This is a genomic window from Paenibacillus sp. JJ-100 (assembly GCF_948329825.1).
Taxonomy (GTDB): Bacteria; Bacillota; Bacilli; order Paenibacillales; family Paenibacillaceae; genus Paenibacillus.
Genome location: NZ_CAOJCM010000025.1, coordinates 1 through 540 on the forward strand (window position 1 = coordinate 1; position 540 = coordinate 540).

Consider the following 540-nt stretch of genomic DNA (forward strand, 5'->3'; position numbering starts at 1 on the left):
TTAGGTGCCCTTCGGGGAAAGTTGAGACAGGTGGTGCATGGTTGTCGTCAGCTCGTGTCGTGAGATGTTGGGTTAAGTCCCGCAACGAGCGCAACCCTTATATTTAGTTGCCAGCACTTCGGGTGGGCACTCTAGATAGACTGCCGGTGACAAACCGGAGGAAGGTGGGGATGACGTCAAATCATCATGCCCCTTATGACCTGGGCTACACACGTACTACAATGGCCGGTACAACGGGCAGCGAAATCGCGAGATGGAGCCAATCCCAGCAAAGCCGGTCTCAGTTCGGATTGCAGGCTGCAACTCGCCTGCATGAAGTCGGAATTGCTAGTAATCGCGGATCAGCATGCCGCGGTGAATACGTTCCCGGGTCTTGTACACACCGCCCGTCACACCACGAGAGTTTATAACACCCGAAGTCGGTGGGGTAACCGCAAGGAGCCAGCCGCCGAAGGTGGGATAGATGATTGGGGTGAAGTCGTAACAAGGTAGCCGTATCGGAAGGTGCGGCTGGATCACCTCCTTTCTATGGAGAATCGT

General features: G+C 55.2%; 1 rRNA gene. It reads left to right on the forward strand.

The window, feature by feature from the left end:
- A 16S ribosomal RNA gene (locus PQG66_RS25255) occupies positions 1-526 on the forward strand; the annotation flags it as partial.
- Positions 527-540: the final 14 nt, after the last annotated feature.